At 66.4% G+C, this 19,874-nt stretch carries 19 protein-coding genes; 4 read left to right on the forward strand and 15 right to left on the reverse strand.

The genetic code is table 11. The annotated features are described in order from the left end of the window. From A6A04_RS01575 to A6A04_RS01610, 8 genes are all read right to left on the reverse strand, one after another. On the reverse strand, positions 1-302 hold a 302-nt coding region (locus tag A6A04_RS01575), incomplete at its 3' end, for a DUF485 domain-containing protein (RefSeq protein ID WP_068489502.1). A 183-nt stretch (positions 303-485) separates the two neighbouring features. Then, positions 486-779 (reverse strand): hypothetical protein, encoded by a 294-nt coding sequence (locus A6A04_RS01580; protein WP_068489503.1) that lies wholly within the window; start codon positions 777-779, stop codon positions 486-488. Then, entirely contained in the window at positions 776-1,030 is a 255-nt protein-coding gene (gene thiS, locus A6A04_RS01585; protein ID WP_172822716.1) for a sulfur carrier protein ThiS, read from the reverse strand. The genes A6A04_RS01580 and thiS overlap by 4 nt, the downstream gene beginning before the upstream one ends. A 7-nt stretch (positions 1,031-1,037) precedes the next feature. Beyond that, entirely contained in the window at positions 1,038-2,291 is a 1,254-nt protein-coding gene (locus tag A6A04_RS01590; protein ID WP_068489505.1) for an NAD(P)/FAD-dependent oxidoreductase, read from the reverse strand. A gap of 12 nt (positions 2,292-2,303) precedes the next feature. Beyond that, positions 2,304-4,151 (reverse strand): aldehyde ferredoxin oxidoreductase family protein, encoded by a 1,848-nt coding sequence (locus tag A6A04_RS01595; RefSeq protein WP_068489506.1) that lies wholly within the window; start codon positions 4,149-4,151, stop codon positions 2,304-2,306. Between the two features lie 13 nt (positions 4,152-4,164). Further along, positions 4,165-4,644 carry a 4Fe-4S dicluster domain-containing protein gene (locus A6A04_RS01600; RefSeq protein WP_068489507.1) on the reverse strand — a complete coding sequence of 160 codons (480 nt, stop codon included), beginning with the start codon at positions 4,642-4,644 and terminating at the stop codon, positions 4,165-4,167. Positions 4,645-4,906: 262 nt separating this feature from the next. Further along, positions 4,907-5,758, reverse strand: coding sequence for an aldo/keto reductase family protein (locus tag A6A04_RS01605; RefSeq protein WP_068489508.1), 852 nt, complete (start codon positions 5,756-5,758; stop codon positions 4,907-4,909). Between the two features lie 106 nt (positions 5,759-5,864). Further along, positions 5,865-6,713, reverse strand: a complete 849-nt coding sequence (locus A6A04_RS01610) for an FkbM family methyltransferase (RefSeq protein WP_082914639.1) — start codon at positions 6,711-6,713, stop codon at positions 5,865-5,867. Positions 6,714-6,816: 103 nt separating this feature from the next. On the opposite strand from A6A04_RS01610, the gene A6A04_RS01615 reads away from it, so the two are divergent. The 4 genes from A6A04_RS01615 (at position 6,817) to A6A04_RS01630 (ending at position 11,268) form a co-directional block, all read left to right on the forward strand. Next, entirely contained in the window at positions 6,817-8,310 is a 1,494-nt protein-coding gene (locus tag A6A04_RS01615) for a glycosyltransferase (RefSeq protein ID WP_068489509.1), read from the forward strand. 137 nt (positions 8,311-8,447) lie between these two features. Beyond that, positions 8,448-8,681, forward strand: a complete 234-nt coding sequence (locus A6A04_RS01620) for a FeoA family protein (RefSeq protein WP_068489510.1) — start codon at positions 8,448-8,450, stop codon at positions 8,679-8,681. Between the two features lie 2 nt (positions 8,682-8,683). Further along, positions 8,684-11,005, forward strand: coding sequence for a Fe(2+) transporter permease subunit FeoB (gene feoB, locus A6A04_RS01625; RefSeq protein ID WP_068489511.1), 2,322 nt, complete (start codon positions 8,684-8,686; stop codon positions 11,003-11,005). Then, positions 11,002-11,268: a FeoC-like transcriptional regulator gene (locus tag A6A04_RS01630; protein WP_082914616.1), complete on the forward strand. Its 267-nt coding sequence runs from the start codon at positions 11,002-11,004 to the stop codon at positions 11,266-11,268. The genes feoB and A6A04_RS01630 overlap by 4 nt, the downstream gene beginning before the upstream one ends. Here the strand turns inward: A6A04_RS01630 and dmeF are convergent. The 7 genes from dmeF to A6A04_RS01665 all read right to left on the reverse strand — a co-directional run bounded on the left by dmeF (position 11,252) and on the right by A6A04_RS01665 (position 19,763). Then, complete coding sequence (gene dmeF / locus A6A04_RS01635) at positions 11,252-12,223, reverse strand: CDF family Co(II)/Ni(II) efflux transporter DmeF (protein WP_068489512.1); 972 nt, start codon at positions 12,221-12,223, stop codon at positions 11,252-11,254. The two genes, A6A04_RS01630 and dmeF, sit on opposite strands and share 17 nt — an antisense overlap. A gap of 122 nt (positions 12,224-12,345) precedes the next feature. Beyond that, complete coding sequence (locus A6A04_RS01640) at positions 12,346-14,766, reverse strand: methyl-accepting chemotaxis protein (RefSeq protein WP_068489513.1); 2,421 nt, start codon at positions 14,764-14,766, stop codon at positions 12,346-12,348. Between the two features lie 27 nt (positions 14,767-14,793). Further along, on the reverse strand, positions 14,794-15,291 hold the full coding sequence (locus A6A04_RS01645) for a chemotaxis protein CheW (RefSeq protein WP_068489514.1): 498 nt from the start codon (positions 15,289-15,291) through the stop codon (positions 14,794-14,796). A gap of 84 nt (positions 15,292-15,375) precedes the next feature. Next, positions 15,376-16,449, reverse strand: a complete 1,074-nt coding sequence (locus A6A04_RS01650) for a serine hydrolase domain-containing protein (RefSeq protein ID WP_172822717.1) — start codon at positions 16,447-16,449, stop codon at positions 15,376-15,378. Beyond that, complete coding sequence (locus A6A04_RS01655) at positions 16,446-17,507, reverse strand: asparaginase (protein ID WP_068489516.1); 1,062 nt, start codon at positions 17,505-17,507, stop codon at positions 16,446-16,448. Before A6A04_RS01655 ends, A6A04_RS01650 begins: the two co-directional genes overlap by 4 nt. A 13-nt stretch (positions 17,508-17,520) precedes the next feature. After that, entirely contained in the window at positions 17,521-18,957 is a 1,437-nt protein-coding gene (gene gatA, locus A6A04_RS01660; protein ID WP_068489517.1) for an Asp-tRNA(Asn)/Glu-tRNA(Gln) amidotransferase subunit GatA, read from the reverse strand. 236 nt (positions 18,958-19,193) lie between these two features. Then, entirely contained in the window at positions 19,194-19,763 is a 570-nt protein-coding gene (locus A6A04_RS01665) for an HNH endonuclease (RefSeq protein ID WP_068489518.1), read from the reverse strand. Positions 19,764-19,874 lie beyond the last annotated feature (111 nt).

Consider the following 19,874-nt stretch of genomic DNA (forward strand, 5'->3'; position numbering starts at 1 on the left):
TCGTCGAATTCGCCGTTGGCGCGATAGACGTAGATGCCGGTGAGCGCGATGGCGCTCAGGATGACGCCCACGCCGATGGGAAATCCTACGGTGGTGACGCCGCTGGCCGACAGCGGAGTGCCCAACCAGGCCTTGTTGAAGGCGATGATGGCGATGAAGCCGAAATAGATCACCAGGATGATGGCCGACAAAAACCACGAAAACGCGGTACGCTTGCGGACCAGTTCGGCGAATTTCGGATTATTCCGAATATGGTCGACGCTCGCGAGATGCGCCGCCGTTGGCTTATTGGCTGAACTCATGATTGCTGCTCCCCTGCCATTGTCCGGTTAGCCAGGGTGACTCCGGAAGACATTGTTGGACGCGCCGCCCCCCAGCAAGGATCAGGGCGGAACAACTCGGGGGTGAGCCTACAGGAGGAAGATTGCGCACAGATGACGGCAGCATTAACTCGGCAGGCTCCGGCGAGCCGTGGAATCCGCCCATCAGCCGCCGCCGCGCTGGAAGGCGCGGTCATAGGCGGCCAGGAAGGCGGCCCAGGCCGCCGGGTCGTCGCCGCTGAACTCCAGCCGGATACGGCAGCGCGGCAGGCTGAGGACCTCTGAGAGGGCCAGCGGCGGCAGTTCCTCCACATGGATGGCGACCCGGCAGCCCCTGGCCGCCACCGTCACCTCGGACTCCGACACCCAGGCGTGATCCAGGCCGCGCAGGGCCAGGGGCAGATGACGGCGGAACTCTTCCGGGCTCAGCGAGGCGACGCGCTCGACCGACGGGCTCATCCGCCGCCTATGGGGGGCCAGACGGCGACGGCGTCGCCCTCTGTCACTCGGGTCGAGGCCCGCTCGTCCACCGGCACGAAATTGCCGTTGAGCAGAACCAGATGGCATTCGCGGTCGGTCAGCCCGAATCCGGACAGGATATCGGCGACGCAGGTCCCCTCCGCCGTCACCACTTCGGTCGCATTGGCCACCGACCCCGGCGGCAGGCGGGCGCCCAACAGGGCGAACAGCTTCAGGGTGACGCGGGGCAAGGCCGGGCTACTCCGCCGCCAGCCCCTGGGCGCAGGCCACATAGGCCTCGGCCAGGCGCGACGGGTCGCGTTTCAGCCGCTCCAGCCAGCCGCCCAGCCGGATGCGGGTCTGGATCAGCCCCCGGATCACGCCGATTTCGTTGGTCATGCCCACGGTATTGGCCCCCACCAGCCGCCCGTCGAAGAGTTCCAGCCGCAGATAGCGGAAGCGCCCGGCGTCCAGCAGGCGCACCTGCTCGCCGCCCTCCTTGCCCATCCACAGGCCGAATGAGCACGAGATCAGGCCCAGCGTGTCCAGGGTATTCATGGACAGGCTGCCGCCGAACGGCGTCGGCTTGCCCGCCATGTTCAGGGCGGCGACGCGGCCATGCTCCACCGCCGTGGGCTGAATGGCGTGGACCTCGCGGGCGCCGGTGCACAGATTGAGGCCCTGGGCCACGTCCCCGGCGGCATAGATATCGGGCAGGCTGCTCTGCAGCCAGCCATCCACCAGGATGCCCTCGTCCAGCTCGATGCCGCTGCCCGCCAGGAAGCCGGTATTGGTCTTGACGCCGGTGCCGACGATGATCAGGTCGGACTCGGCGGTCAGGCCGGAATCCAGGGTGGTCAGCAGGCCGGAGGCGGCGCTGGTGATGGCGCTGGGCCGCCCGCCGGTCAGCACCGTGACGCCCTTGGCCCGGCACCAGGCCATGATCAGGCCGCCCGCCGTCTCGTCCATCATGGAGCGCACCATGCGCCCGGACGAGCCGCAGCTCACCGTCACGACGGCGCCGCGCTGGACCAGGGATTGCAGAATGATGCAGGAGACGAACCCGGCCCCCAGCAGCAGCACCCGCGTGCCGGGGCGCAGTTGGGCGGTGACCTTGCGCATGTCCTCCAGGGTCCAGCAGGCATGGACGCCGGGCAGGTCCAGGCCGGGGATGGAGGGGCGGGCGGGGGACGAACCGGTGGCGATCAGCAGGCGGTCATAGGCCAGACTGCCGCCCTCGGCCAGGGTCAGGCGGTGGGCGGCGGCATCGATGGCGGTGACCCGGTCGTGGCGCACGGCGATGCCCAGGGACTCGAAATGGCCGTCACGCTGGCGCAGCCGGGTGCCGTCCTCGCCGATCTTGCCCGCCAGGGCATAGGGAATCGCCATGCGGGAATAGGGCGGTCCCGGCTCGCCGCAGATCAGGGTGACGTTATCGGCGGGGGCCTCGCGCCGCAGGGTCTCCGCCGCCGTGACACCGGCGGGGCCGGCGCCGATGATGACATGATGCATGGCGTGGCCCCCTCACAGCGCCAGGCGGGACAGGGTCTCGGGCGTCGGCACGCCGTCCGGGGTCCAGCCGCGCAGCTGGTAGTATTCGGGCAGCATCTTGTCCAGCCCCGAGGTCAGCCCCTTGGCCGGGCCGGTCTTGGCCGCGTCCTTTAGCAGCCGCTTGGGCAGGGTGTCGTCCTTGGCGGTCATGCCCGCCGCCAGATTGAACTGGCGTTCCAGGGTCCAGATGCGTTCGCCCACTTCCAGCAAGACCTCCGGGGTCCACTCGCCCTCGCAGGCGGCATCCAGCTGCGGCGCCAGATTCTCCAGCGACCAGGCGAAGGTGGTGAAGATGCAGATGCCCGAGGCGTCGAAAGCCGCGGTGGCGTCCTGGAACGCCTTGACCAGGGCGGCCTTGCCATCGGTGGACAGGGGGTCGGTCTTGAACGGGATGCCCAGCACCTCGGACGCGACGGTATAGGAGCGCAGGTGGCAGGCGCCCCGGTTGGAGGTGGCATAGGTCAGCCCCATGCCCTGGATGCCGCGCGGGTCATAGGCGGGGAATTCCTGGCTCTTCACCGTCATGGACAGTTCGGGATGGCCGTATTTGGCGCAGAACCGGCGCGAGCCCTGGCCCAGTTCCAAGCCGAAGCCCTCGCCCCGGCCGGTCAGCTCCGCCATCTTGACCAGGGCCTCCGCCGAGCCGAATTTCAGTTCGACCCCGCCGGTCATTTCCTTGGTCAACACGCCGGTCTCGTACAGCTCCATGGCCGCCGCCAGGGTGGAACCGAACGAGATGGGGTCGATGCCGTGCTCGTTGCACATGAAATTGGCGAAGGTGCAGGCTTCCAGGTCGTCGACGCCGCAATCCGAGCCCATGGCCCAGGCCGCCTCGTATTCCACGCCGCCCGACGGCTCGCTGTATTGCGGTCGCGAGGTGATGGAGAAATGGCCGGGATCCATGCGCGAGATGCGGCCGCAGGCGATGGTGCAGCCGAAACAGGCGCCATTGGTGGCAAGATTGGGCTTGCCGTCGGTGGGCCGGGGTTCGTGCATGGCCTCGGCCGAGATCTTGTGGGCGCCCTCGAACTGCACCTCGCGGAAATTGCGCGTCGGCAGGGCGCCAAGCTCGTTGATGACATTCATCAGCACCTGGGTGCCGAATTTGGGCAGGCCCTGGCCGGTGACGGCATTGTCGGCCAGCACCTTCTTCTGCTCGGTGGCAACGGCCATGAAGCGGTCGGGGTCCTTGACCCGGACGCCGCGGGTACCGCGCACCGCCACCGCCTTCAGGTTCTTGGAGCCCATCACCGCGCCGACGCCGGAGCGCCCGGCGGCCCGGTGCAGGTCGTTGACGATACAGGCGTAGAGCACGCCCTTCTCGCCCGCCGCGCCAATGGAGGCCACCCGCAGCAGCGGGTCCTGGTGATCGGCCTTCAGGCCGTTTTCGGTCTCCCACACTGTCTTGCCCCAATAGGCGCTCGCGTCGCGGATTTCCACGGTCTCGTTCTCGATGGACAGATAGACCGGCTTGGGCGAGCGGCCCTCGACGATGATCATGTCCCAGCCCGCGTTCTTCAACTCGTTGCCAAAGAAGCCGCCGCTGTTGGAGCAGGCGATGCAGCCGGTCAGCGGCCCCTTGGTCACCACCGAATAGCGCCCGCCGGTGGAGGCGGCGGTGCCGGTCAGCGGGCCGGTGGTGAAGATCATCTTGTTCTCGGGGGCCAGGGGCTCGACCTTGGGGTCGACCTCCTCGGTGAAATACTTGGTGGCCAGGCCGCGCTGGCCAAGATATTGCCGGGCCCAATCACGGTTGAGCGCCTCGGTCTTGACGGTTCCGGCGCTCAGGTCGATGCGAAGAAACTTGCCAGTCCAACTCATGGTCGCCTCCCGCTCATACCTGTGCCGCCGTCTGGGTGTCGGTCTTCACCGCCCAGTGCCGCATCTTGCCGTAGCCGGTCTGCTCGGCGTCCACATAGGTGATGGCCCCGGTGGGGCAGGCCTTGGCGCAGGCCGGATCACCGCCGCACAGGTCGCATTTGGCCACCTTGCCGCTGTCGGCGTTGTAATTGATGGTGCCGAAGGGACAGGCGATGGTGCAGACCTTGCAGCCGACGCACAGACTGTCGTGGACCACCTTGGTGCCCAGGGACAGGTCGACCCGGATGGCATCCACCGGACAGGCGTGCAGGCACCAGGCCTGGCTGCACTGGGTGCAGGTATAGGGGATGAACCGGGCCTGGGAATGGATGTCGAAGACCCGGATCCGCGACTTGGACGGATTGAAGCTGCGGTCCTTCTCGAAGGAACAGGCCATCTCGCATTGGCGGCAGCCGGTGCATTTTTCCGGCAGGATCAGGAGGGCTCGTTGCATCCGTTCGCTCCCTTGCTTGTCACGCCGTCTCTGCGGACGGCGCCGTGAACAGCCTCGGTCCTTGGCAGGATTGTCACTGCCGCGCCGACACTCAACCGAACTGGAATTGGCCCCATGATAGCACGGAGTGCCCGCTGGCCGACATTCGGCAAACGAATGATTGTATTTCTGGTGTTTTGGCGTGGTCCGGAGAAAACGCGTAATTTCGCCTATCCGACCCGGCGCGTGATCGGAATGGACACGCCATGGATGAATTCAGCCCCTATCGCAACAGTGCCGCCACCGCCTGGCAGTCGCCGTCATCGAGCCTGAAATTGACGATGTCCAGGTCTTCGCGCATATGGGTGGCGGAGGTGGTGCCGGTCAGGGGCACGACACCGCATTGGCTCAGATAGCGGAACAGGATCTGCGGCGCGGTGCGGCCATGCTTGGCCATGAGGTCCTTCAGGGTCGCGTGGGACAGGATGTCGGGATTGGCGGTCAGGGTCCAGAAACTCTGATAGATCAGTCCGTTGCGATTGCAGAAATCGCGGATGAAGCGGTCGAAATGGGTGGCGGCGTGAAAGCGGTTCTGCACCACGGCGGGCTTGATCCGGGAATTCTCGTACAGGTGCCGCAGCACCGCCGGATCGTAGCAGTTGCTGATGCCCAGTTGCCGGGCGCCGCCCGCATCGACGATGGCCTCCATGGCCAGCCAGACCTCGCGCAGGTCGGAGGGATTGGCCAGGGGTGAGTGCAGCACCAGGCAATCCAGCCTCTCTGTCCCCAGATTGGCCAGGGAGCGCTGGAAGGACTGCGCCACCTGCTGGGCCAGGCTGGCGGTGGGGTCATAGGGGATACGGCTGGGGTCCTGGCCCGACAGCGGGGTGAACTTGGTCTGCAGGTAGAGATGCTGGCGCTCAATTCCGGCGGCCCGCGCGGCGGCGAGTCCGGCGCCCACTCCCGCCTCGTCGTAATGCTTGGGCTGACAGGCGGTGTCGATGCCGCGAAAGCCCAGGCGCAGGGCCTGTTCCACCAGCGCCGCCGTCCGCTCCTTCTTCCAGGCGGTGCCATAGACAATGCGGGGAATCTCCACGCCTTGGGCAGAGGTCCAGGTGTCGCGTTGCTCCGTCATGGTGTCTCGCCGCCTTCGGATATGGAATGGCCCCTTCCATACATGGGGATCGGGGCGGTCGGAGTCCAATGAGCCGGCTGGGGGACGGATGGCGGGGACAAGGGTGTCACCCCAGGGTCATGAGGAAGCGCTTATAGGCATCGGCGATGGCGGTCGAGCACCTGCGATCATATTCGAGAAGAAGATAGAGAATGACATCAATGGATTGATAACATTCGTGCAGAATCTTCGCCAATTTCAGAAGCTGGATATCGGAAAGGCGGTCGAGTTTCGTTATGTCGCGGATGAAAATCGCATCGGCCCAGACCAATTGGCTCAATCCGGCGCGGATGTCGTTCTTCACCTTCATCGGACGAATGACCCGGCTGACCGCCGGGAAAAAGCGATGAAACATAAAGCCGTGCCCACGCAGGAACTGCTCGACTTCCGAGAACAGCGGCTGGTCCCGGTACATGGGCATGAATTCGACTTCGCATTGAATGAGGAGGGTGGAGGCCAGGCAGTCCGGTCCGCTGGCAAGGGCCATCAATTCACCGCCCTGGATGTCGATCTTGATATAGTCGACGCCCCTGGCTTGCGGAATGTCGTCCAGACGGACGGTATCGATCTCCTCGGTAGCGATGACGGCGCCCCAATCCGGAAATCCGTGGAAGAGATCGAGCACCTTGGGATCGGGTTCGAGCAGCGATGTCATGCCTCCATCCTGGCAGATATGCAGGGCCCGTCGCGTTCCGTCGCCGATGGCGTGCGGCAGATAGGTCTCGTTCGGTCCCTTCATCTCGTTGAGCTTGGCCAGGGCCTCCGGATTGGGCTCGAAGCCGATCACGTCGGCCTCGCCAACATCCATGAGCGGGGCATAGGGCGGCTTGCCCAGGATGGGATTGGCGCCGATATCGACCAGTTTGATCCGCAGATTGGTCTTGGTGATTTCCGAGAATGAAACGTGTTTGGTCACTTATCCGCTCCGATGCTCGCGGTTCCGGGCTCCAATCATCTTGACGCGGCGGCCAAGTGGGCATGCAATCATCTTGGAAATGCCGGATCAGCGGGGGCTTGCGATGGTGGTGGACGGCGTTCTTGCTCGGGTGATCGCACTCGACGACAGCAAGAACTATAGCGAGATGCTCGACTGGGTAAAGGCCTCGGGGCTGGGGCCGGACCAGCAGCAGACCCTGTTCTGGAAAGTTTTCGAAACCCAGCGCATGGCCGCCAGCTATACGGTGGTGGTGGCCGTCATCGAGATGGGGGGCGACAGTCCCGCCATGCGGATGGTGGAATTCGTCGGATCGCTCATGTTCAGCAATGGACGGCGGTGCGCCTCCGCCTTGGCCGAGCTGCGCCGCCAGCTTCCCCCGGAGTCCACGGCCAGGGATCAGCTCCGGAACGCCATGGAGCCGATGGTCGCGTTCGCGACCATGAACCTGTTCAAGGCGGATCGCCTTGACGATGTGTTGTCGCTCCTCGACGCATGGAAACTGGTGTCGCCAGGGATGGACGCGGCCTTCGGATCGGCGTCTTGCCGCCGCCGGACCCCAGTCCGGCCGATTGAATTCTGCGGCCCTCGGTCGCCGGGCATGGCGCGGCGCGCGGTGGTGGCGGCTCGCAAGTATCTCTATTTCATCCGGCCCGGCAGCAGGGAACACGATATTGGCCCGCGACTTGTGACGGCCATGCGGGCTTATGGCTGGACCACGGATTTCGTGCCGATGCGGACCATGACACCGGGGCGGGAACTGGACGAGGAATACCGGAAGATCGCCGATCTTTGCCGGGCTCGCTCCGCCGATGTGCTGGTCCTCGACGAGTTCTTCGCCGATGGCTCCACCCGCAATTGCGTCGAGGTGGTCAAGGCGCTCAAACGCGACATGCCCGCGCTCAAGGTCGTGGTTGCCTATTATGATCCCTGGGCCCTGTCCGCAGAGGCCATCATCCGGGCCGCCGGGCTGGTCGACTGTATCTGGAACCTGTTTCCCGCGTCGCCGCTCTATCGCGATGCCGCCCTGGCGGCGAAGGTGTTCGAAGGTCCCTACCCCATGGGAGGCGCCGTGGGGGCGCCGGATGTGCCGCTGACCGGCGGCATCGAATTCATCGGCGCCATCCAGCTTTACAACTGGCATCGTGCGTTCTGGATCGCGGCGGCCCGGCGCGATGGCCTGCCGATCGAAACCCGGCTGTCCACCCATGCCGATGATGGGCTCGACGTGATGGAAAGCTATCGAGCCTATATGCGGCGCCTCGAACTCGCGGGGTGCTGCCTGAACTTTTCCATGAGGTTGAACGAGACACGCATCCTGACCGGTCGCGCCTTCGAGACTATTCACGCCGGGGCCTTGCTGGTGCAGGAGGAGACCGACGATATCTCCTTCTATTTCACCGCCGGGGAACACTATCTGTCCTTCGCCAATTACGCTGAACTGCGCGAGATCGCCTCGTTCATCGCCCGCAATCCCGCCGAAGCCGAATCCATCCGTCGCCGCGGCTTCCAGTTCGCCCGCGACCGCTATTCCGACGACAAGATCATGGGATATCTGGACAAGCACCTGTTCGGCTAGACCCGAAGTGTGAGGCTGTCTCCTTCCCGCACATGGGAGGTCTGCGGCGGCCTCGGCTTGACCATAGTTTTCCCATGGTTTATGACTGCAAATGAATTTGCGAATCCCTCGCATGTCAAAGTTGGGACGAAGCCGGAATGGATGTTTCCTTGCAGAACATGAAGCCGGGGGAGTCGGCCCGGGTGACGGGCTTCGCCAAGGGCGAGCGCGACTATCGCCAAAGGCTGCTGGCCATGGGGCTGACTCCGGGGGCGGTGTTCTCGGTCACCCGGGTGGCGCCGCTGGGCGATCCGGTGGAGATCAAGGTCCGCAACTTCACCCTGACGCTGCGCAAGGCTGAAGCCTCCATTCTCAAGGCCGTGAGAGTCTGAATATGGCCCATGTGGTGGCGGTGGTCGGCAATCCCAATTGCGGCAAGACCACCTTGTTCAACGTCCTGACCGGCTCGACCCAGCAGGTGGGAAACTGGCCCGGCGTCACCGTCGAGAAGAAGCTGGGCACCTATCGCCTGGACGGCGAGGCCTATGACCTGGTGGACCTGCCCGGCATCTACATGATCGGCGGATTGTCCAAGGGCTCCGAGGATGAGCGGGTTTCCCGCGATTACATCCTGTCGGGCGAGCCCGAGGTGGTGGTCAATATCGTCGACGCCTACAACCTGGAGCGCAACCTGTACCTCACCAGCCAGCTGCTGGAGATGCGGGTGCCCATGGTGGTGGCGGTCAACATGATGGATCTGGCGGAAAAGACCGGCATCCGCATCGATATCGACGCCCTGTCCAAGACTCTCGACTGCCCGGTGGTGCCCATCATCGCCAGCCGCCGCAAGGGCGTCGCCGAGTTGAAATCGGCCATCGCCGCCGCCTGCAAGGCGCGCCGCGTTCCCCAGGTCCAGCCGGTCCATGCCGACGCGGTGGAGGATGCCCGCGCCGCCCTGGCGCCGGTGATGGCCAAGCCCGCCGCCGCCCGCAAGGTGGATGCGGGCTGGGTGGCGCTCAAGCTGGTGGAAGGCGACAGCTTCGCCGAGGCGCTGGCGGCGGGGACCCTGGATGTGGAGATCGAGTGCCAGCGCCAGGCCATCGAGGACAGCTGCGGCGAGGAAGCCGACATCATCATCGCCGACGGCCGCTATTCCTTCATCGCCACCGTCATGGCCGCCTGTTTCCACCAGCCGCGCAACATCTCGCTGGCGCTGACCCGGCGCATCGACACGGTGGTGCTGAACCGCTTCCTCGGCGTGCCGGTCTTCCTGTTCGCCATGTATCTGATGTTCCTGTTCACCATCAAGGTGGGCGGCGCCTTCGTCGATTTCTTCGGCCAGTCGGCCGAGGCGCTGTTCATGGACGGCGTCGGCCAGGGGCTCGAGGCGCTGGGCCTGCCGCAATGGCTGGTGGTGCTGGTGGCCACCGGCATGGGCAGCGGCATCAAGACCGTGGCCACCTTCATTCCCATCATCGGCTCGCTGTTCCTGTTCCTGTCCTTCCTGGAGGATTCCGGCTATATGGCGCGCGCCGCCTTCGTCATGGACCGCGCCATGCGGGCCATCGGCCTGCCGGGCAAGTCCTTCGTGCCGCTGATCGTCGGCTTCGGCTGCAACGTGCCCGCCATCATGGCGACGCGGACCCTGGAAAGCCGCCGCGACCGGGTGCTGACCATCCTGATGGCGCCGTTCATGTCCTGCGGCGCCCGCCTGCCGGTCTATGCCCTGTTCGCCGCCGCTTTCTTCGCCGAGAACGGCCAGAATGTGGTCTTCGCCCTTTACCTGCTGGGCACCGCCTTCGCGGTGCTGACCGGGCTGGTGCTGAAGCTGACCCTGCTGCGGGGCGAGGCTTCGCCCTTCGTGATGGAACTGCCGCCCTATCACTTGCCGACCCTTCGGACCGTGGTGCTGCAGGCCTGGCAGCGCCTGCGCGAATTCGTCTTCCGCGCCGGGCAGATCATCGTGCCCATCGTCACCGTGCTGGCCTTCTTCAGCGCGCTGGGCACCGATGGCAGCTTCGGCAAGGAGAACAGCCGCGACTCCGTGCTGGCGGCGGTCAGCCAGGCCATCACCCCGGTGTTCTATCCCATCGGCCTCACCGACGAGAACTGGCCCGCCGCCGTGGGCCTGTTCACCGGCATCTTCGCCAAGGAAGCGGTGGTGGGCAGCCTCAATTCCCTGTACGCCCAGGCCAGCGCCGAGGACGGCACCGCCCCGGCGGCGGCGGTGGATCGCCTTGGCCTGGGCGACAAGCTGGCGGCGGCGGCGGCCACCGTTCCGGCCAAATTCGCCAAGATCGCCGAATCCCTGGGCGACCCCCTGGGGCTGAACGTCTCCTATATCGGCGATGCCGCCGAGGCGGCCACCGAGTTGAAGGTGCAAGGCGGGGTGTTCGGCGCCATGACCAGCCGCTTCGATGGGGCCGCCGGGGCCTTCGCCTATATGGTGCTGATCCTGCTCTATACGCCTTGCGTCGCCTCCATGGGCGCCATCCGCCACGAGGCCGGTCTGGGCTGGACCTGCTTCGCCGCCGCCTGGACCACCTCGCTGGGCTACATGACCTCGGTGGCGGTTTATCAGGGCGCCACCTTCGCCCGCCATCCCCTGGCCGCCTCGGCCTGGCTGGGGGGCTGCGCCCTGGTGCTGGTCTCGGCCATCCTGCTGCTGGGCGTGGCGGGGCGGGCGCGCGGCGTCGCGGCAGAGGCATCGCCATGAGTCTGACCCTGACCGAAGTGAAGGCGCTGCTGCGGGAGCGTCATCGTGCCAGCCTGGGTGAGATCGCCCTGCATTTCGGTTCCAACCCCGAGGCGGTGCGCCAGGCGCTGGGCCACTGGCAGGCCAAGGGCCGGGTGCGGCGGCTGGATGGCGGCGCCTGCGCCAGCGGCTGCCATTGCGCCATGCGGACCGAAGAGGTCTATGAATGGGTGGGCGAGGCCAACCCCGCCCCGGGCGGTTGCGGCATCACCCCAGGCCATTGACCGGCAGGCATGGCTCGCCGCCATGGGTCCGCACCTCCACCGTGACATGGTGAAGGTCGGGAATGGCGGCCAGCAGCGCCTTGTAATGCTCCGGCGGCCGGGGATAGTGGGTGACAACCGTGACGATGGCGGCCAGCCGCCCGGGCTGGATCGCCCACAGATGCAGGTCGGCCACCCGGTTGTCGGCATCGGCCTCGATCAGGGCGCGGCTGCGTTCGATCAGCGCCGGATTCTCCGCCTCGTCCAGCAGGACCCGTGCAGTGCCCTTGATCAGGGACCGTGCCCATATCCCGATCACCACCGCCCCCGCCAGACCCACCAGCGGGTCCATCCAGGCCCATGACAGCCCCATTCCCGCCCCCAGGGCGGCGATGGCGCCCAGCGAGGTCAGCAGGTCGGCCATCACATGCAGATAGGTGGCGCGGAAGCTGTGGCCCTGCTCGGCGTGATGAGGGTGGTCATGGCCGTCCTTGCCGTGATCATGGTGGCCGTGGTCGTGGCCGGGCGGTTCCAGGATCAGGACGCTGGCCAGATTGACCACCAGGCCGATCACCGCCACCACCATGGCCTCGCCATAGGCGATGGGAGTGGGGTGGAGCAGGCGCGAGACTGCCTCCCAGACCATCATGATGGCCACGCCGCCCAGCACGACGGCGCTGGTGAAGCCGCCCAGGGCGTCGACCTTGCCGGTGCCGAAGGTGAAGCTGGGATCACCGGCATGGCGGCGGGCGAAGGCATAGGCGAACAGGGCGATGACCAGGGCCAGGCCATGGCTGCCCATGTGCCAGCCATCGGCCAGCAGCGCCAGCGAGCCGAAGGCCCAGCCCGCGCCGATCTCTGCCACCATGCAGGTCAGGGTCAGGATCATCACCAGGCGGATACGCCGCTCCGCCCCGCGCGAATCACCGCTAGCGGCATGGGAATGGTGGTAGTGATCCATGCAGTAAATATGCATTTCCGCTCCTGGTGCCGCCTGCGGAAAGCATAAGCCCCTCGGCGGCGGCGTGCAATTGCGAGGAATTCGCCCTTGCCCGCCGCCTGCCCGGGGGTCAGGTCAGCGGCCCGGTCCTAGGGCCGTCAGAATTCGGCCCAATCGTCCTTACCGGAGGCTGCCTTGGAAGGGGCGGCCTTTTCCGTTCCCTTGGAATGAAGTTTGGCGAGATGGCTTTGCCCCGCGGCGGGCTTCTTCGCCGCGGATTTGGCCGGGGCGGCCACTCTGGCCGGGGTCGGCGCCGGTCGCGACGTCGCGACCTGAACCGCCTGGGCGCTGGATTCACCCACATGGAAGAAGCTCATCAACCGGTTCAGCTCCTGGGCCTGAACCTCCAGCGAATGGGCGGCGGCGGTGCTTTCCTCCACCAGGGCAGCATTTTGCTGGGTCATCTCGTCCATCTGGGTGACGGCGGAATTGACCTGATCGATCCCCGCCGCCTGTTCCGCCGAGGCGGCGGCGATCTCGGCGACGATGTCGGCCACACGCTTGACCCCCGACAGGATGTCTTCCAGGGTCTTGCCCGCGCCCTTGACCAGTTCGGCGCCGTTCTTGACCTCGCCGGTGCTCTGGCCGATCAGGGTCTTGATCTCCCGCGACGCCTGGGCCGAACGCTGGGCCAGGTTGCGCACTTCCTGGGCGACCACGGCGAAGCCCTTGCCGGCGTCACCGGCCCGGGCGGCTTCCACCGCCGCGTTGAGCGCCAGCAGATTGGTCTGGAAGGCGATCTCGTCGATCATGCCGACGATGTCGCCGATCTTCTGGCTGGACGCCTCGATGCTGGTCATGGCGCTGATGGCGTCATTGACCACCTGTCCGCCCGAGGCCGCGGTTTCGCGGGCACCGGCCGCCAATTGGTTGGCCTGCTGGGCGTTGGCGGCATTCTGGCGCACGGTGGCGGCCAGTTCTTCCATGGAGGCCGCGGTTTCTTCCAGGGCGCTGGCCTGCTGTTCCGAACGCTCGGACAGGTCCTGGCTGCCCGCCGAGACCTCCGAGGCGGCGGAACCGATCTGGCTGGCCGACTGGTTGATGTTGGTGACGATCTCGAACAGCTTTTCCGCCGTCTTGTTGACGTCGCCCTTCAACTGGTCGAACAGGCCGGCATAGGGATTGGTGATGCGTCGGGTCAGGTCGCCCTGGGCCACCGAGGACAGCACGTCGGCCACATCGCGAAGCGCGATGCCGGTGAGATTGACCAGATTGTTGACGCCCTCGCACAGATTGAGCAGGAAGCCCGACTTGCCGTCGAGGTCGATGCGGCGGTCCAGGTCGCCCTGGCTGGCGGCCTTGGCCACCTCCGCCACCTCGGCGACGATGGCGGCCTCGCGCTTGCGCTGTTCCTCCTCGGCCTGACGTTGGGCCTCCTCGGCGGCCTTCTGCTCGGCCTCCATGCGGACCTTGTCGATGCCGTTCTGCTTGAACACCTGCACCGCCTTGGCCATCTCGCCGATCTCGTCGGAGCGGTCCAGGGCGGGCACCTGGGTGTCCAGCTTGCCTTCGGCCAGGGCGCCCATGGCATGGGTCATGGCGGAGACCGGATTGACGATGCCGGCCGAGATGCGCAGCGCGAAGACCAGTCCCAGCACCACGGCGATGATCGAGCCGATCAGGGTGAATAGCTCGGTCTTGTCCAACTGGGCGAAGGTCCCGGCTTCCAGTTCGGCCATGGCGGCCTTCTGCGACTTGACGGTCTTTTCCGACAACTCGCCGAATTCCTGGGCCTCGCCCGCCATGACGGTGAAGGCCAGCTTATTGCGGTCCTGGATGGCCCTGGTGACGTCCCCGAAGGCGGTCTTGTACTGCTCGATGGTTTGGGCAATGCCGTCCAGGGTCTTGCGGGTCTGGAGGTCCTTGGCCGCCGCCGCCGCCGCTGCCGCCTGTCCGGTGGCCTCGCCGGCCTGCTTGGTGAAGGTCTCGATGAGCTTGGTGTCAGGGGTGCTCAGGAAGCGATTGGCGTTCAGGCGCATCAACTGCAGGGTTTCCTGAAGCTTGCCGATATAGGCTGCCGTCTCGAAGTCCTTGCGGGCGAGGCTGGCGTCCAGCATCTCGGTCAACTGCACGCGTGCCCGCTGACCCTGCGGGTTCATGACCGTTTCCACCAGCTGGTCGCGCTTTTCCCGCAACTCCGCCACTTTCAGGAAGTTGGCGGAATAGCTCTCAAGCAGCTTGATCATGCGCTGCAGATTGGCCTTGCGCTCGGGATTGGAGGTGGCAGCGATGGCGGCCTCCAGATCCTTGTGCATCAGGGCCTGGGTGGCCTTGACACTTTCGATCAGCTTGTCTTCGCCGGTGAAGATGAAGAGCGCCACCAGGCGGCGCATCTCGTTGACATTGCCGTCCACGTCCTGGATGCGGCTCATATTGTTGGTGATCTCGGCATAGGCCTTGACCTGGCGCTGGGTCGACGACGAGCCCCAGTAGGCGATGCCGGCCACGGCGATCAGGAAGACGAGAATCAGCAGGAAACCGCCCTGGATGCGTTTCTTGACGGTCAGGCCATTGCTCATGTCTGCTCTCCGAAATACGGCTGTGGCTCAGGCCTGGGCCTGGGCGAGGATAGCGGGGTCATTGTCGAGAAGGTGATGCAGGTCGAGAACCACGACCATGCGTCCTTCCACCGAGACGATACCGGCCAGGAAGCTGCAGTGCTGCCGGTGGTCCATCTCCGGAATGGGCTGGATATCGGTGGCGGCGACGGTGACGATGTCGACCACGGCATCGGCCAGCAGGCCGACCATGGCGCCGTCGATGGCCACCACCAGGATGACGTGGCGCGGTGTCGCCTCGGTGGTGCCGCCATGGAAGCGGGTCCGCATGTCGATGATGGGAACGATGACGCCCCGCAGATCGATCACGCCACGCACATAATCCGGGGCTTCGGGAAGAAGGGTGGCCGGGGTCCAGCCCTTGATCTCGCGGATGGCCATGATGTCCACGCCATACTCCTCGCCACCGACGGTGAACGAGATGAACTGGCGAGCCGATTCCGCGGTCTGCGCGGCAAAGGCATCGGACGTGGCGGTCTCTGCCATGCGCTTCCCTCCCTGGAAGAGTTTTATATCTTTCGGCAAGGGTTGCAGATTGGCGCCCAGAGTCAATGGCTGCCTTGTATCGCTTTAGTCAGTCATGATCCGTTCCTCGATCAGGTCCATGGGGTCGTCCTGGGTATGCTCGTCGCCATTGGCCAAGAGGATGACCACCCGGTCTTGGTCGGGGTAGTACCAGGCCTCGGCGCAGAACCCGGCGAAGCGGCCGCTGTGGCCCAGGCGGATTCCCCGGTCGGTGGGCACCACCTGCAGTCCCCAGCCATAGCCCTCGCCATCGGCGCTGGCGCGTTCGATGGCCATGGCTGCCAGCATGCGGGGCGGCAACACCCGGGGACGGTCGGGGCGGAACAGGCTGCTCATGAAGCGTTCCAGGTCGCGGGCGGTGGCGGTCAGGGGGGCGTCGCCCAGGCGGGTGGCCCAGGCGAGGTGGCTGGCGTCGCGCCTGCCGCCGGTTTCGCTGGCGGGGCGGTAGCCCCGGGCCAGAAGGGCATCGGCGGGATCGACCATGGCAGTGCTGTCGGCCATGCCGAGCGGGGTCAGGACGCGCCGGGCCAGGATGTCGGCTAGCTCCGCCTTGTCCGACAGTTCCAGGAGATGGCCGAGCAGGATGTAGTTGGTGTTGGAATAGGCATAGGCCCCGGGCGTCGTCGCCGGGCGGCATTGGCCCAGGCGCAGCGCCTCCGAGGCGGTCCAGCGGATATTGGGATGCTCGGGGGTGGAGAACAGGCCGTTGCGCAGGCAGTCGGGCAGGCCGGAAGTATGGGTCAGCAGGTCGGAGACGGTGGCCTTGTCCACATGGGTCAGCCGGGCGGCCTCGCGCTCGTCGAGGAAGGGGCGAACCGGGGCATCCAGGGACAGGCGCCCTTCCTCCACCAATTGCAATGCCGCCACGGCGGTCAGCATCTTGCCCACCGAGGCCACGTGGAACCGGGTGGCCTCGGTCACCGGGACGCGGCTGGCCAGATTGGCATGGCCGGTGACGGCGGTCTCGACGCCGCCGGGGCCGGAGACCAGCAGCACCGCGCCGGGAAACCGGAATTTCGCCGCCAGTTCCGACAGGGTTCCCGCCAGATCGGCGGCCTGGACCGGACCCGCCGCCATCGTGGCGGCCATGATCAACAGCGCGGACAAGGTTGCTCTCATGACGGCGTCCTCTCGCCGCGCAGATCGGCGGCCATGGCCCGGCGCAGGCTCTCGCCATCGGACTGGGGCAGCAGCCACATCAGCTTGGCCAGGGCTGCTTCCGGGGTCATGTCGCCCCCGTCCAGAACGCCAGCCCGGGCCAGGCCGAGTCCGCTGTGGTAGCGCCCGGTTTCCACCATGCCCTCCAGGCATTGCGAGACGCCGACCACCGGCTTGCCCGCCGCCACTGTCCGCCGGATCGCTTCCAGCAGATGCGGATCGGCGGGGGCGTTGCCGCTGCCGAAGCCGCGCAGCACACAGCCCTTCACCGAATCGTGCCCCAGCAAGGCCCCCAGGGCGGCGCCCCCCAGGCCGGGCGACAGGGTGGCGATCACCACGCCCGGCTCCAATGCGGCATCGGCGCGGCATGCGGTTTCGACCGCTGGCGGCGGACGCAGCAGGGATGGCTCGATGCGGATGATCCCGTCCCGCACTCGGCCCAGCGGCGGATGGTTGGGGCTGGCGAAGGCGTTCCCGGCGCTGGTGCTGACCTTGGTGGCGCGGCAGGCCCGCAACAGGACATCGCCGAAGCACAGGCTGACCTCGGGCACCGGCGGCAGGCCGCTGGCCTTGGTTCCGGCGATGCGGAGCGCATTGGCGAAATTGACGGCGCCGTCGCCGCCGGGAGTGGTCAGGGGATGCTGGGCGCCGGTCAGCACCACCGGCTTGGCGAGGTCGCGCAGCAGGAAGGCCAGGGCCGAGCCGGTATAGGCCATGGTGTCGGTGCCGTGCAACACCACCACGCCGTCATAGGCGAGTTGGGCGGCGGCGATGGACCGCGCCATCCACGGCCAATGCCGGGGCGAGATGTCGGAGGAATCCAGCGGCTCCACCGGCTGTCCCCGGTCATCGGTCAGGCCGACCAGATCCCAGGCGACGCCGTCCAGCGGATTGGGCAGATGCCGGGCCAGCCGCTCGCCCGGGGCCGGGACCAGCGGGCTGGCGGGATCGGCAGGGTCGGCCGGAACCATGCCGATGGTGCCGCCGGTATAAAGGACAAGGACCCGGGCGGCGGTCATGGTTCGGGCCGGATCAGGCTTGCGCCACCCGGCCCACTTCCAGGACGGTGGCCTCGTCGAACGGGCGGCCGATCACCTGGAGGCCCAGCGGCAGGCCGTCGTCGGCCAAGCCGCCGGGAACCGAAATGGCGGGCAGGCCGGCCAGGTTGACGGTGATGGTGTAGATGTCCACCAGCCACATGGCCACCGGGTCCTCGGCGTGCTCGCCCGGCGGGAAGGCCGAGACCGGCGAGGTGGGGACCAGCAGGGCGTCCACCGTCTTGAAGGCTTCCAGGAAGTCGTCGCGGATCAGCGCCCGCACCTTCTGCGCCTTGGCGTAATAGGCATCGTAGTAACCGGCCGACAGCACAAAGGTGCCGATCAGGATGCGGCGGCGGACCTCGGCGCCGAAACCCTCGGCCCGGGTCTTGCGGTACATGTCGTCCAGGGTCTTGCCCGGCACCCGAAGGCCGAAGCGCAGACCGTCATAGCGGGCCAGATTGGACGAGGCCTCGGCCATGGCGATGATGTAATAGGCGGCCAGGGCGTATTTGGTATGGGGCAGGCTGACATCCACCACGGTGGCGCCCGCCGCTTCCAGGCGCTTGATGCCCTCGGCCCAGGCGCGTTCCACGTCGGCGGGCATGCCCGCCACCCGGTATTCCTTGGGAATGCCAATGCGCAGCCCCTTGACGCCCTTGCCCAGCAGTGCCTCGAAATCCGGCACCGACTGCGGCACCGAGGTGGAATCCTTGGGATCATGGCCGCTGATGGCCTGCAGCACGATGGCGGCGTCCTCGACGCTGCGGGTGATGGGGCCGGCCTGATCCAGCGACGAGGCATAGGCGACGATGCCGAAGCGCGAGCAGCGGCCATAGGTCGGCTTGATGCCGACCACGCCGCACAGCGAGGCGGGCTGGCGGATGGAACCGCCGGTATCCGAACCGATGGCGGCGGCGCAGGTCTTGGCCGCCACCGCCACGGCGGAGCCGCCGGACGAGCCGCCCGGCACCACGGTGGCGCCGTCGGACGGGCGCTTATGCGGATTCTTGGGGGCGCCGTAATAGCTGGTGCCGCTGGTGGAGCCCATGGCGAACTCGTCCATGTTGGTCTTGCCCAGCAAGATGGCGCCCGCGTCCCACAGCTTCGACGTCACGGTGGATTCATAGGGGGGGACGAAGCCGTCCAGGATGTGCGAGGCGGCGGTGGTCAGCACCCCCTTGGTGCAGAAATTGTCCTTGATGGCCAGGGGCAGGCCTTCCAGGGGCCGGGCATTGCCCGACTGCAGCCGGGCGTCGGCGTCCTTGGCGGCGGCCAGGGCCCGGTCGGCGGTCTCGGTGATATAGGCGTTGAGGTCCCGGGTGGCGTCCATCTGCGCCAGATAGGCGCGGGTCAGCTCGGTGGCCGTGAATTCGCCTTTGGCGAGGCCGGTACGGATACCGGCGAGGGTCAGGTCGATCAGCGCGCTCATGCTCGTTTCACACTCTCGGGGCCGCTTCAATCCAGGGAGTGGAGCTTATAGCACAGCCGCCCGGAAAGCCAACGGCCGGGTTCCTTATTCATGTCCCTCGACGCCGGGCGCGCCCTCCGGGCGCTTGGCTACGCTTCGCTTTGGCCTTTCGCTGCGCTTCAGGCGCGCTACGCGGGGCCTCAACGGCCCAAGCGCCCGCCCAAGGCGGGCTTCCATGTCCCTCGACGCCGGGCAGATTATTCTTCCAGCAGGGCGATGTCCCAGTACAGGAAGTCGAGCCAGGTCTCGTGCAGGGTCTCTGAGTGGTCGGCGCAGCCCTTGGCCGCCATGTCCAACTGGTGGGGATTGGGTTCGAAGGGGGGGCGCAGCAGGCGCATCCCCGCCTCGCGCGGGGTCTTGGCCCCCTTCTTCAGATTGTCGGCGTGGCAGCAGGTGACGATGTTGTCCCAGGTGGTCTTGCCCCCGCGCGAGCGTGGCACCACGTGGTCGAAGGTCAGGTCGCGGGGCTGGAAGGTGCGGCCGCAGTATTGGCAGCGCATGCGGTCGCGCAAAAAAACGTGATAGCGGGTGAAGGAGACCCTTTTCCGCACATGGAAGCTTTTCAGGGCGACGACGCTGGGAATGCGGAAGGCCCGGCTGGCGGAATGGACCTCGATGTCATAGGCGCAGACCTGATGCACCCGCTCCTGCAGCACCGCCACCAGCGCATCCTGCCACGACCACACCGACAGCGGCCCCCAGCTCAGCGGCTGCATGTCCGCGTTGAGCACCAGGGTCTTCAGCTCGGTGGCGGCAAGATGGCCCATGGCTCAGGCCTCCATCCGCACCGATATCAAGGCAAGATGACAGTCGATGGCGACCAATCGTCTCTCCCTTTCTCAGGTAAGCGCAAAATATAGTATTCAAGGGTGTTAATC

Source organism: Paramagnetospirillum marisnigri, assembly GCF_001650715.1.
Lineage (GTDB): Bacteria > Pseudomonadota > Alphaproteobacteria > Rhodospirillales > Magnetospirillaceae > Phaeospirillum > Phaeospirillum marisnigri.

Bases quoted from the DNA above. Each gene is read 5' to 3' on its own strand.
- A6A04_RS01580 (WP_068489503.1), bottom strand. From the start codon at position 779: ATGAGCCCGTCGGTCGAGCGCGTCGCCTCGCTGAGCCCGGAAGAGTTC.
- A6A04_RS01590 (WP_068489505.1), bottom strand. From the start codon at position 2,291: ATGCATCATGTCATCATCGGCGCCGGCCCCGCCGGTGTCACGGCGGCG.
- A6A04_RS01595 (WP_068489506.1), bottom strand. From the start codon at position 4,151: ATGAGTTGGACTGGCAAGTTTCTTCGCATCGACCTGAGCGCCGGAACC.
- A6A04_RS01600 (WP_068489507.1), bottom strand. From the start codon at position 4,644: ATGCAACGAGCCCTCCTGATCCTGCCGGAAAAATGCACCGGCTGCCGC.
- A6A04_RS01605 (WP_068489508.1), bottom strand. From the start codon at position 5,758: ATGACGGAGCAACGCGACACCTGGACCTCTGCCCAAGGCGTGGAGATT.
- A6A04_RS01615 (WP_068489509.1), top strand. From the start codon at position 6,817: ATGGTGGTGGACGGCGTTCTTGCTCGGGTGATCGCACTCGACGACAGC.
- A6A04_RS01620 (WP_068489510.1), top strand. From the start codon at position 8,448: ATGGATGTTTCCTTGCAGAACATGAAGCCGGGGGAGTCGGCCCGGGTG.
- feoB (WP_068489511.1), top strand. From the start codon at position 8,684: ATGGCCCATGTGGTGGCGGTGGTCGGCAATCCCAATTGCGGCAAGACC.
- A6A04_RS01630 (WP_082914616.1), top strand. From the start codon at position 11,002: ATGAGTCTGACCCTGACCGAAGTGAAGGCGCTGCTGCGGGAGCGTCAT.
- dmeF (WP_068489512.1), bottom strand. From the start codon at position 12,223: ATGCATATTTACTGCATGGATCACTACCACCATTCCCATGCCGCTAGC.
- A6A04_RS01640 (WP_068489513.1), bottom strand. From the start codon at position 14,766: ATGAGCAATGGCCTGACCGTCAAGAAACGCATCCAGGGCGGTTTCCTG.
- A6A04_RS01645 (WP_068489514.1), bottom strand. From the start codon at position 15,291: ATGGCAGAGACCGCCACGTCCGATGCCTTTGCCGCGCAGACCGCGGAA.
- A6A04_RS01650 (WP_172822717.1), bottom strand. From the start codon at position 16,449: ATGAGAGCAACCTTGTCCGCGCTGTTGATCATGGCCGCCACGATGGCG.
- A6A04_RS01655 (WP_068489516.1), bottom strand. From the start codon at position 17,507: ATGACCGCCGCCCGGGTCCTTGTCCTTTATACCGGCGGCACCATCGGC.
- gatA (WP_068489517.1), bottom strand. From the start codon at position 18,957: ATGAGCGCGCTGATCGACCTGACCCTCGCCGGTATCCGTACCGGCCTC.
- A6A04_RS01665 (WP_068489518.1), bottom strand. From the start codon at position 19,763: ATGGGCCATCTTGCCGCCACCGAGCTGAAGACCCTGGTGCTCAACGCG.